Below are 11,002 nucleotides of genomic sequence, written 5' to 3' on the forward strand. Positions count from 1 at the left end.
GACGCCGGTGGGGCGGCCGCACCGGCGCCGCGGAGGTTTCCGGCCCGGCCCGGCGGCGGCGGGTACCGTCGAGGGGTGCGCCCTGCCGTACGGGCGCGCGGACGCGGCCGCACGCGGGCTGCGCGGCCCGCTCGGCCCGCGCGGAGAAGGCGAAAGGCACGAGGGTGAACGACATCCGACGGGTCGGCGTGGTGGGCTGCGGGCAGATGGGCGCGGGCATCGCGGAGGTGTGCGCGCGGTCCGGCCTGGACGTGCGGGTCACCGAGACCACCGGGGAGGACCTGGAGCGGGGCCGGGCCCGGCTGGTCGGCTCCCTGGACCGGGCCGCCGGGCGCGGCAAGATCAGCGCGGCGGAGCGGGACGCGGCGCTGGACCGGCTGGACTTCACCACCGACCTCGGCCGGCTGGCCGACCGCGACCTGGTCATCGAGGCGGTCGTGGAGGACGAGCGGGTCAAGACGGAGGTGTTCCGCGCCCTGGACCGGATCGTGGTCCGGCCCGACGCGATCCTGGCCTCGAACACCTCCTCCATCCCCCTGGTGCGGCTCGCCGTCGCCACCGGCCGCCCCGGCCAGGTGCTGGGCCTGCACTTCTTCAACCCCGCCCCGGTGCAGCGCCTGGTCGAGCTGGTCCCGGCGCTGACCACCGCGGAGGACACCGTGGCCCGCGCCGAGGCGCTGGTGCGGGAGTCCTTGCGCAAGCACGCGATCCGCGCCCGCGACCGCTCCGGCTTCGTCGTCAACGCACTGCTGATCCCGTACCTGCTGGCCGCGATCCGGATGCTGGAGTCCGGCATCGCCGGCCGGGAGGACATCGACGACGGCATGGAGCTGGGCTGCGCGCACCCGATGGGCCCGCTGAAGCTGTCGGACCTGATCGGCCTGGACACGGTGGCGGCCATCGCGGACTCGATGTACGGGGAACACAAGCAGCCGCTGTACGCCGCTCCCCCGCTGCTGCTGCGGATGGTCGAGGCGGGGCGGCTGGGCCGCAAGACGGGCGCGGGCTTCTACACGTACTGAACTGACAACCGGCTGACCCGGCAGGCACCCGGCTGGCACCCGGGCCGGCCCGGGACCGGCCGCTCCGCTTACGACCCGGCACGCCCGGCACGCGGCGCGCGGGCCGCCGCCGTCACCCCCGGTTGCACCGGCCGGCCGGGCGGGAGGCGGCCCGCCGGCCCGCGACCCGCTCGACCGCCGCGCCCGCGATGGTCACGACCGGCCCGGGGACCGGGGCGCGCCGCGGGGCCACCGGCGCGGTCCGTGCGCGCGGGCGGTCGTTGCGCACCACCAGCAGGGCCACGTCGTCGGCGGGCCGGCCGCCGGTGTGGCGCAGCACCGCCGCACGGACCCGCTCGACCACCGCCGCGGGCACCACCGGGCCGGGGCCGGCGGCCTCGGCCAGCGCGGAGCCCAGCGGGAAGAACGCGCCCCGGGCGTCCCGCGCGTCCTCGGCCCCGTCGGTGTACAGCACGAGGGCGTCGCCGGGCAGCAGCCGCGGGGCCCGCACCACGGGCAGGTCGGCGGGCAGCGGGAAGGCCCCCAGCGGCGGCAGGGCGTCGCCGGGCGTGATCTGCCGGGCCCGGCCGCGGCCCGGCGGCCGCCCGCGCAGCCGGTACGGCCACGGGTGGCCGCAGTTGAGCACCGTCACGTCCCCGTCGCGGCCGATCTGGAGCAGCAGGACGGTCACGAAGTCCTCGGTGACCGGCGGCTCCGGGTCGGCTCCCCACACTCCCGTGCCCGCGCCCCGCGCGCGCTCGCGCAGGTGCCGGTCCAGGGCCCGGTCCAGGCGGCGCAGCACGCCGCCGAGGTCCGGCTCGTCGTGGGCGGCCTCGCGGAAGCTGCCGAGCACGGCGGCGACCGTGCCCATGGCGGCCAGGCCGTGGCCGCGCACGTCGCCCATGACGACCCGCACCCCGTACGGCGTGGACAGTGCCTCGTACAGGTCGCCGCCGACCGTGGCGCCGCGGCTCGCCGACAGGTGCCCGCCGGCGAGCGCCAGCCCGTCGAGGCAGGCGGGCAGCGGGCGCAGCACCACCTCCTGGGCGGCGGTGGCCACCCGCCGGGCCTGCTCCAGCTCCCGGACCAGCCGCTGCCTGCGGCCGGTGGTCAGATAGCACCCGCCGACGACGACGAGGATGGTGGCGCAGGTGGCCAGCCGGGTGCCCAGGTCCTCGTGGCGGCCCACGGTGTCGAACGGGTCGAGCGGCACCAGCGAGACCAGGGCGAACAGCGCGCTCACCGCGCCGAGCAGCAGGCACTGGCGGCGGCCGCTGCTGGCGTAGGCGACGGCCGGCGCGGCGGCCAGGAGCTGCACCAGCTGCGCCTGGTACGGGCACGCCAGCCCCCAGACGACGACCCCCAGCACCCACAGGCACGGCAGTGCGAAGCCGAACATCCGCCATAGGCGCGGCGACCGCGCGTACGCGTCGCCAACCGCCCTCGTCCCCGTCATGCGGTCCCCCTAGCAGCCCAATGAGGCGGTCTGCCGGGCCCAGATGACCGTGGTGCGACGAGCCGTGGCGACCGGCACGATTCTGACTGCGGTCCGCCCCGAAATGACCCGCTAGCGGATGGTTCTCACCCGAACGAGTGAGATGAGCCGTCCTCTTGTACGAGGTCGCACAAGGTTGTACGAGGTTGTCCGAGACGGCGGAAGAGCGTGTGAAACGACCCGAAACGCGTCACGCGGGACCGCGCGGCGTACGGGACGCGCGGAGCGACGGGCGCGGGGCGTACGCGCCGCGGGCCTTCGGCCCGCGCCGGTAGGGGCCCCGCGGACCACCGCCGAGGCCCGGCGGCCCGCCGCCCGGGGCCGACCGGCGGCAGCCGGGCCCCGGGCGGCGGCCGCCGCCGGTGTCAGACGCCGCGCAGGACCGCGCCCGTGCGCTCCACGGCCTCCGCGACGGCCGCGTCGCGGGCCGCGGACGCCTCCTCGGCCGTCAGCGTGCGGTCGGGGGCGCGGAAGCGCAGGGCGTAGGCCAGGGACTTCCTGCCCTCGCCGAGCTGCTCGCCGGTGAAGACGTCGAACAGGCGCAGCGACTCCAGCAGGTCGCCCGCTCCCGCGCGCAGCGCCGCCTCGACGTCCGCCGCGGCGACCGACGCGTCCACGACCAGGGCGACGTCCTGGGTGGCCACCGGGAACGCCGACACGCGCGGGGCCCGCACGACGCCCTGGCCCGCCCGCTCCAGCAGGTCGAGGTCGACCTCCAGGGCGCTGGTGCGCTCCGGCAGGCCGAGCGCCTTGGTCACCCTGGGGTGCAGCTCGCCCGCGTGCCCGGCCAGGGTCTCCTCGCCGTCCACGACGACCAGCAGCGCCGCGCACCGGCCCGGGTGCCAGGGGGCGCGCCGGGCCTGGCGCGCGATCAGCTCGGCGCCCGCCTCGCGCGCGACCGCCCGGCCCGCCTCGACGGCGTCGGCCCACGTCGCGGGGCGGCCCGGGCCCCACCAGCCCGGCCGCTCCCGGGCGCCGGCCAGCACGGCGGCGACGCGGCGCGGCTGGGGCGGCAGCGCCGCGTCCAGGGCGGCCAGCTCCTCGTCCGTCGGCCGGCGGTCGACGGGCGGCAGCACGGCGGGCGGCTCGTGGCCGGTCGGCCGGAAGACCAGGCCGGTCTCGAACAGGGCGAGGTCCTGCTCGCCGCGGCCGGCGTTGCGGCGCAGCGCGGCCAGCAGCCCGGGCAGCAGGGTGGTGCGCAGCGCGGGCTCGGTGTCCGACAGCGGGTTGGCCAGGCGGACGACGCGCCGGTCGGGGTCGTCTTCGGCCAGGCCGAAGTGGTCGAAGACCTCCTCGCCGAGGAACGGGTACGTCGGCGTCTCGGTGAACCCGGCGCCGGCCAGGGCGCGGCCGACCCGGCGGCGCAGCCGCTGGGACTCGGTCAGCCCTCCGCCGGCGGGCGGCCGCGGCAGCGTGGCGGGCAGGTTCTCGTAGCCTTCGAGCCGGATGACCTCCTCGGCGAGGTCGTTCGGGTCGCGCAGGTCGGGACGCCAGGTGGGCGGGGTGACGACCAGCTCGTCGGCGCCCTCCACGCCGCAGCCGACCTGCTGCAGGCGGCGCACCACGGTCTCGCGGCCGTAGGCCACGCCCGCGACGCGGTCCGGGTGGTCCGCGCGCAGGGTGACGGTGCGCGGCGCGGCGGGCGCGGCCACCTCGGTGACGCCGGCCCCGGCGGTGCCGCCCGCGAGCAGCACCAGCAGGTCGACGGTGCGCTGCGCGGCGGCGGCGGCCGCGGCCGGGTCCACGCCGCGCTCGTAGCGGCGGGACGCCTCGGAGGACAGCTTGTGCCGCCGGGCGGTGCGGGCGACGGACACCGGGTCGAAGTGGGCGGACTCGATGACGACGTCGGTGGTGCCGTCCACCCGGCCGGTCTCCGCGTCGGTGACGGTGTCGGCGATCTCGGTGTGCGCGCCGCCCATGACGCCGGCCAGGCCGATCGGCCCGCGGTCGTCGGTGATGACCAGGTCCTCGGGGTCCAGGACGCGCGCGGTGCCGTCGAGGGTGGTCAGCTTCTCGCCCCGTGCGGCGCGCCGCACGCCGATGGGCCCCTCCAGGCGGGAGCGGTCGTAGGCGTGCAGCGGCTGGCCGAGTTCGAGCATCACGTAGTTGGTGACGTCGACGACGAGCGAGACCGGCCGCATCCCGGCCTTCTGCAGGCGGCGGGTCAGCCAGATCGGGGAGCGCGCCTCGGGGTCCAGGCCGGTGAGGGTGCGGGCGGTGAAGCGGTCGCAGCCGGCCGGGTCGGCGATCCGCACCGGGTAGCCGTAGCCGTTGGGCGCGGGCACGTCCAGCAGGGCCGGGTCGCGCAGCGGCAGCCCGTAGGCGGTGGCCGCCTCGCGGGCGACGCCGCGCAGGGACAGGCAGTAGCCGCGGTCCGGGGTGACGGCGATGTCCAGGACCTCGTCCACCAGCTGAAGCAGCTCTATGGCGTCGGTGCCCGGTTCGAGCTCGGGCGGCAGCACGATGATGCCTGGGGGCACCTCCCGGCCCCCGGGCCGGGGGAGCTCGTCGGACATGCCCAGCTCCCTGGCGGAGCAGATCATGCCCTCGGACACGCGGCCGTAGGTCTTGCGGGCGCTGATCGCGAACCCGCCGGGCAGCTCGCCGCCCGGCAGCACGACGACGACCTTGTCGCCGGCCTGGAAGTTGGTGGCGCCGCAGACGATGTTCTGCGGCCGGCCGGTGCCGCCCCCAGAGCCTTCGGCCTGGGAGGTGCCCCCGGCCTGCCCGACGTCGACCTGGCAGTAGCGGATGGGCTTCTTGAAGCCCTCCAGCTCCTCGACGGCCAGCACGTGGCCGACGACCAGGGGGCCCTTGAGCCCGGCGCCGAGCTGTTCGACGGTCTCGACCTCCAGGCCGGCCGAGATGAGCCTGGCCTGCACGTCGCGGCCGGTCTCGCCGGCCGGCAGGTCGACGTACTCCCGCAGCCAGGAAAGCGGGACCCGCATCAGATCTCCATCCCGAAGGGCCGGGTGAAGCGCACGTCACCCTCGACCATGTCTCTCATGTCGTCCACGTTGTGCCGGAACATCAGCATCCGCTCGATGCCGAAGCCGAAGGCGAAGCCGCTGTAGCGCTCGGGGTCCACGCCGCAGGCCACCAGCACCCGCGGGTTGACCATGCCGCAGCCGCCCAACTCGATCCAGCCCTCGCTGGAGCAGGTCCGGCAGGGCCGGTCGGGGTTGCCGACCGAGGCGCCGCGGCACACGTAGCACCGCATGTCCATCTCGGCGGACGGCTCGGTGAAGGGGAAGAAGTTCGGGCGCAGCCGGGTGGTCATGTCCTCGCCGAACAGCGCCTGGACCATGTGGTCCAGCGTGCCCTTGAGGTCCGCCATGGTCAGGCCCTCGTCCACGGCCAGCAGCTCGACCTGGTGGAAGACGGGCGTGTGGGTGGCGTCCAGCTCGTCGGTGCGGAAGGTGCGGCCCGGACAGACCACGTACACCGGGGGCTCACGGTCGAGCAGCGAGCGGATCTGCACCGGCGAGGTGTGCGTGCGCAGCACGACGCCCGACGAGGAGCCCCTGGCGTCCTCGGCGTGCCGGTCGCCGCCGGGGGCGCGTACGAAGAACGTGTCCTGGGCTTCGCGGGCCGGGTGGTCGGGCGGGAAGTTCAGCGCGTCGAAGTTGTGCCACTCGGTCTCGACCTCGGGGCCCTCGGCGACCGCGTAGCCCATGGCGGTGAAGACGTCCTCGATGCGCTCGGCGAGGGTGGTGATCGGGTGCCGGGCGCCCGCGGGCACGCGGTCGTGCGGCAGGGTGACGTCCACCGCCTCCTCGACCAGCACGCGCGCGTCGCGCTCGGCCTCCAGCTCCGCCTGCCGGGCGGCGAGGGCCTTGTTCACCGCGCCGCGCGCCTGCCCGACGCGCCGGCCGGCCTCGGCCTTGGCCTGCGGCGGCAGGGCGCCGATCTCGCGGTTGGCCAGTGCCAGCGGCGAGCGGTCGCCGGCGTGCGCGATCTTCACCTCGCGCAGCGCGCCGAGGTCCGGCGCGGCGGCGATGGCGGCGAGGGCCGCCTCCGTCACCCGGGCGACCTCCTCCGGTTTCAGTGCCTCGACCTCGACCGGGTCGTACGACTTGTTGGGTGCCGACATCTCTTCCCGTGCTTCCGGTTGGCTTTGGCTCGGCTTCGTCCGCCGCGGCGGACGCGCGGCCCGGCCGGCCGCCGCGCCCGCGACGCCCGCGGCCGGCGCCGCCGGTGCCATGGGGCGTCGCGGCGCCGCGGGTGCCTGGGACGCCCTGGTGCCGACAGTCGAGTCTACGGGGCGCGGCGTGCGCCGTGGCCCGTGGGCGGCGTCAGGCCAGGCCGGCCGGGGCGCCCACGGGCAGGGTAAATCGGAACCGGGCGCCGCCGCCGGGGGCCCGGCCGACGCTGATGGTGCCGCCGTGGGCCTCGATGATGCCCTTGACGATGTACAGCCCGAGGCCGGTGCCGCCGCGCTTGCTGCCCCGCCAGAAGCGGGTGAACACGCGGCCCATCGACTCCTCGGGAATCCCCGGACCCTCGTCGCTCACGGTGACGGCGGTCCTCTCTGCGCGCGCGGCGGTGTCGCCGGCCTGGGCGCTGCCGGCGGCGCGCTCGCCGCCCCGCGGGGGCGGCGCCGGCGCCACCTCGATGGTGACAGTTCCCTCGCCGTGCCGCACCGCGTTTTCCAGGAGGTTGCCGAGCACCTGGTCGATCTTGTCCGGGTCTGCCCACAGCGGGGGCAGCGGCTCGCGGACGCGGATGACGAACCGCTCCGGGCACTGGCCGGCCGCGGTGTGCGCCTGGACGTGGCGGCGCACGGCGGCGGTCACGTCGACGGGCTGGCGGCGCACCTCCAGGCGGCCGGAGTCGATACGGGAGATGTCCAGCAGCTCGGCGATCAGGCGGGTGACGCGGTTGGCGTCGGCGTCGACGGTCTCCAGCATCAGCCGCTTCTGGTCGTCGGTGAACCGGTCCCACTTGGCCAGCAGGGTGGCCGTGAAGCCCTTCACGGAGGTGAGCGGGGAGCGCAGCTCGTGGGCGACGGTGGCGATCAGCTCGGCGTGGCTGCGCTCGGTGCGGCGGCGGGTCTCGGTGCTGCGCAGCGAGACCACGACGCGGCGCACCGGCGCGGTGGGCCGCTCGCGCACGTACCGCGCGGAGACCAGCACCTCGCGGCCGCCGGGCAGCAGCAGGTTCCGCTCGGGCTGGGCGACGCGGGTGACCGGCCCGCCGTACGGGTCGGTCAGCGCCCACCAGCGGCGGCCCTCCAGGTCCTCCAGCGGCAGGGCGCGCTCCAGGGGGCGGCCGAGGGCCCGGTCGGCGGGCGTGTCGGTGATCCGGGCGGCGGCGGCGTTGAAGCAGGTGACGCGGCCCGTCTCGTCCGCGACGACGAGGCCGTCGGGCAGGTCGTCCGGGCGCGGCGCGGGCTGCGGCGGGCCGTCCGCGCGCTCGCGGGGCGGCGCCGCGGGCGGCCGCGCCCCGGGCGCGCGGGGGTCGCCCGCCTTGGCGCCGGAGGCCCTGACGTCCATGGCCTCTCCCCCTCCTCGCCGCCGTCCTCGCCACCACCGGAAAGGGCCACCCTACTAGGCCGGTGTGACACAGCGGCACCCCGCGGGTGCGCGCTGCGCACGGGCGGAGGCGTACAGGCACACGGCGGCGGCGGTGGCCAGGTTCAGGCTCTCGGCCCGGCCGTGGATCGGCACCCGCACCACCGCGTCGGCGAGCCGCCGGGTCTCCTCGGGCAGGCCCCACGCCTCGTTGCCGAAGACCCAGGCGGTGGGGGCGCCGAGGGCGCCGCCGTCCAGTTCGGCGTCCAGGTCGCGCTCGCCCGCGCCGTCGGCGGCCAGCACCCGCAGGCCGGCCGCGCGCAGGCCGCTCACGGCCTGCCCGGCGGGCACGCCGACGGCCACCGGCAGGTGGAACAGGGAGCCGGCCGAGGCCCGTACGCACTTCGCGTTGTACAGGTCGACGGAGGCGTCGGTGAGCACGACCGCGTCGGCGCCCGCGGCGTCCGCGCAGCGCAGCACGGTCCCGGCGTTGCCGGGGTCGCGGACGTGCGCGAGGACGGCGACCAGCCGGGGCCGGGCGGCGAGCACGTCCGCCAGGCCGACGTCGACGAAGCGGCACACGCCGACGACGCCCTGCGGGGTGACGGTGTCGGACATCGCCGCGACCACCTCGGGGGTGGCGGTGACCACGCGCGCGCCGCCCGCGCGGGCGGCGGCCACCAGGTCCGGGTGCCGCTCGGCGGCCTCCGGGGTGACGTAGACCTCGGCGAGGTGGGCGGTGGCCTCGCGGACGGCCTGCGGGCCCTCCACGAGGAACCGGCGCTCCTTGCCGCGGAAGCCGCGCTTGGCCAGGCGGCGGGCGGCGGTGACGCGCGGCGAGCGCGGGGAGGTCAGCTCGGGAGTGGCCATGGGCGCGCGCTTTCGTCGGTCTGTTCGGTTCTTCCGGTGCCCGGGGTTCCGTGGCCCGCGCTCCGGTGCTTCCACGCGCGTGCTTCCACGCGCGGACGGGCGCGCGGGGCGGCACGCGCGCGGACCCACAGGCGACAGGTCGCCTGCGGGTCCGTCGTGGGGTGAGGGCGGGCCGCCGGTTACGCGGCGGCCTTCGGCGCGTTGACGTCGCTCGGAAGGGCCTTCTGAGCGGCCTCGACGAGCGCCGCGAACGCGTTGGCGTCGTTGACCGCGAGGTCGGCCAGGATCTTGCGGTCCACCTCGATGTTCGCGGCCTTCAGCCCCTGGATGAAGCGGTTGTACGTCATGCCGTTGGCGCGGGCCGCGGCGTTGATCCGCTGGATCCACAGCTGGCGGAAGTCGCCCTTGCGCTTCTTACGGTCGTTGTAGTTGTAGACCAGGGAGTGGGTGACCTGCTCCTTGGCCTTGCGGTACAGGCGAGACCGCTGGCCCCGGTAGCCGCTGGCCTGCTCCAGGATCGCCCGGCGCTTCTTGTGGGCGTTCACTGCCCGCTTGACGCGTGCCACGTGTTCAACTCCTTGTACGGGGCCGCGGGTGACTCACGCGGCCCGGAAACGAATGGGTCAACGGGGGGCTCGTCACGCGCACCCCGCCCCGGTCGGGACGGGGCTCGCGTCACTTGCCGAGCAGCTTCTTGACCTTCTTGGCGTCTGCCGGGGCCAGCTCGGTCGTGCCCGCCAGGCGGCGCGTCAGCGTGGACGGCTTGTGCTCGAGGTAGTGGCGGCGACCGGCGCGCTGGCGCATCACCTTGCCGGAACCGGTGAGCCGGAAGCGCTTGCTGGCACCACTGTGCGTCTTGTTCTTCGGCATGTCGCCGTCGTCTCCTCGTCGGGACGCCGTCGGCTCCGGCTGGGCAGGGGCCCGCCGGCCGGCGCGCGGCGGCGTCGGGTGTTCGGTTGGTGTCTCCCGGGGCCGCCGGCCCCGGGTACTCCACGGGGCCCGCGCCCCGGGTGCTGTGCGGCGAGGCCCGGAGGCCCCGCCTTCTGCCGCCACGGGGCTCGCGCCCCGTGGCCGGTGTCACGCCTCGGCGGGCTCCTCGGCGGGCTCCTCCGCGGGGCTGGCGCCCGGCTGGCGCCCTGCCTTGCGGGCGGCCTGCGCCTCCCGGGCCTCGGCCATCGCCTCGGTCTTCTTCTTGTGCGGACCGAGGACCATGATCATGTTCCGGCCGTCCTGCTTCGGGTTGGACTCCACGAAGCCGAGCTCCTGGACGTCCTCGGCGAGCCGCTGGAGCAGCCGGTAGCCCAGCTCGGGCCGGGACTGCTCGCGCCCGCGGAACATGATCGTGATCTTGACCTTGTCGCCCTGCTTGAGGAACCGGACGACGTGACCCTTCTTGGTGTCGTAGTCGTGCGGGTCGATCTTCGGCCGGAGCTTCATCTCCTTGATCACCGTGTGCGCCTGGTTCTTGCGCGCCTCACGGGCCTTCATGGCCGACTCGTACTTGAACTTTCCGTAGTCCATGAGCTTGCACACCGGCGGGCGGGCGTTCGCCGCCACCTCGACCAGGTCGAGGTCGTACTCCTGTGCGAGCTCCAGGGCCTTGGCAAGCGGCACGATGCCGACCTGCTCGCCACTGGGACCGACGAGTCGCACCTCGGGGACGCGAATCCGGTCGTTGATGCGGGGCTCGGCGCTGATGGGGCCTCCTCGGTTGCACCACGCGGCCGCCTGGCGGGCGGTCGCGTCACGTGTGTGGTCGCGGGACCGCCGCCGGAACGCCGAAAGCGCCCCGGACGGACCGCTGGCGGGGCTCCTCACACAGACCGGGAGCACCACCGCGAGACACCGCGGGGCGCAGCCTGACCGATGACCCGCCGGCCAGCGGGCCGGTCAGGTGGGAGATCGGAGCCTCCACTTGCGGGCCGGGCACGCGTGTGTCCGGCCGGTCGACCTCCAGATTACACCAATATCGCCTATGCCTCTCCCGGCCCCGGCTCCCGGCCCCGGCTCCCGCGGCCGCGGCGGCGTCCGGCGCGTACGGGCGCCGCCGACCGGCGCCGGACGCCCCGGCCCCGCGGGGGCGCGGGCGAAGGCCCCCCGGAGCGCAGCCCCGGAAGGGCGGG

At 76.1% G+C, this 11,002-nt stretch carries 9 protein-coding genes; 1 reads left to right on the plus strand and 8 read right to left on the minus strand.

All coding sequences use genetic code 11. From position 1 onward, the window contains the following. Window positions 1-164: 164 nt before the first annotated feature. Complete coding sequence (locus RKE29_RS23295) at window positions 165-1,022, plus strand: 3-hydroxybutyryl-CoA dehydrogenase (RefSeq protein WP_312007541.1); 858 nt, start codon at window positions 165-167, stop codon at window positions 1,020-1,022. Between the two features lie 112 nt (window positions 1,023-1,134). Here RKE29_RS23295 and RKE29_RS23300 read toward each other — a convergent pair whose 3' ends face one another. The 8 genes from RKE29_RS23300 to infC all read right to left on the minus strand — a co-directional run bounded on the left by RKE29_RS23300 (window position 1,135) and on the right by infC (window position 10,577). Continuing rightward, complete coding sequence (locus RKE29_RS23300; RefSeq protein ID WP_312007542.1) at window positions 1,135-2,400, minus strand: PP2C family protein-serine/threonine phosphatase; 1,266 nt, start codon at window positions 2,398-2,400, stop codon at window positions 1,135-1,137. Window positions 2,401-2,861: 461 nt separating this feature from the next. Then, the gene (gene pheT / locus RKE29_RS23305; RefSeq protein WP_312007544.1) at window positions 2,862-5,444 is read right to left on the minus strand and encodes a phenylalanine--tRNA ligase subunit beta; all 2,583 of its coding nucleotides are present in this window, start codon (window positions 5,442-5,444) and stop codon (window positions 2,862-2,864) included. Continuing rightward, window positions 5,444-6,589 carry a phenylalanine--tRNA ligase subunit alpha gene (gene pheS / locus RKE29_RS23310; protein WP_312007545.1) on the minus strand — a complete coding sequence of 382 codons (1,146 nt, stop codon included), beginning with the start codon at window positions 6,587-6,589 and terminating at the stop codon, window positions 5,444-5,446. The genes pheT and pheS overlap by 1 nt, the downstream gene beginning before the upstream one ends. A gap of 202 nt (window positions 6,590-6,791) precedes the next feature. Beyond that, complete coding sequence (locus RKE29_RS23315) at window positions 6,792-7,991, minus strand: ATP-binding protein (RefSeq protein WP_312007546.1); 1,200 nt, start codon at window positions 7,989-7,991, stop codon at window positions 6,792-6,794. Between the two features lie 54 nt (window positions 7,992-8,045). Continuing rightward, the gene (locus tag RKE29_RS23320) at window positions 8,046-8,879 is read right to left on the minus strand and encodes an RNA methyltransferase (RefSeq protein ID WP_312007547.1); all 834 of its coding nucleotides are present in this window, start codon (window positions 8,877-8,879) and stop codon (window positions 8,046-8,048) included. A 179-nt stretch (window positions 8,880-9,058) separates the two neighbouring features. Continuing rightward, complete coding sequence (rplT, locus tag RKE29_RS23325; protein ID WP_312007548.1) at window positions 9,059-9,445, minus strand: 50S ribosomal protein L20; 387 nt, start codon at window positions 9,443-9,445, stop codon at window positions 9,059-9,061. A gap of 109 nt (window positions 9,446-9,554) precedes the next feature. After that, the gene (rpmI, locus tag RKE29_RS23330; protein ID WP_312007549.1) at window positions 9,555-9,749 is read right to left on the minus strand and encodes a 50S ribosomal protein L35; all 195 of its coding nucleotides are present in this window, start codon (window positions 9,747-9,749) and stop codon (window positions 9,555-9,557) included. Window positions 9,750-9,956: 207 nt separating this feature from the next. Further along, entirely contained in the window at window positions 9,957-10,577 is a 621-nt protein-coding gene (gene infC, locus RKE29_RS23335; RefSeq protein WP_312007550.1) for a translation initiation factor IF-3, read from the minus strand. Between the last annotated feature and the right edge of the window lie 425 nt (window positions 10,578-11,002).

The sequence above is a fragment of the Streptomyces sp. B1866 genome, from assembly GCF_031932565.1.
Lineage (GTDB): Bacteria > Actinomycetota > Actinomycetes > Streptomycetales > Streptomycetaceae > Streptomyces.

Bases quoted from the DNA above. Each gene is read 5' to 3' on its own strand.
- RKE29_RS23300 (WP_312007542.1), bottom strand. From the start codon at position 2,400: ATGTTCGGCTTCGCACTGCCGTGCCTGTGGGTGCTGGGGGTCGTCGTC.
- pheT (WP_312007544.1), bottom strand. From the start codon at position 5,444: ATGCGGGTCCCGCTTTCCTGGCTGCGGGAGTACGTCGACCTGCCGGCC.
- pheS (WP_312007545.1), bottom strand. From the start codon at position 6,589: ATGTCGGCACCCAACAAGTCGTACGACCCGGTCGAGGTCGAGGCACTG.
- RKE29_RS23315 (WP_312007546.1), bottom strand. From the start codon at position 7,991: ATGGACGTCAGGGCCTCCGGCGCCAAGGCGGGCGACCCCCGCGCGCCC.
- RKE29_RS23320 (WP_312007547.1), bottom strand. From the start codon at position 8,879: ATGGCCACTCCCGAGCTGACCTCCCCGCGCTCGCCGCGCGTCACCGCC.
- rpmI (WP_312007549.1), bottom strand. From the start codon at position 9,749: ATGCCGAAGAACAAGACGCACAGTGGTGCCAGCAAGCGCTTCCGGCTC.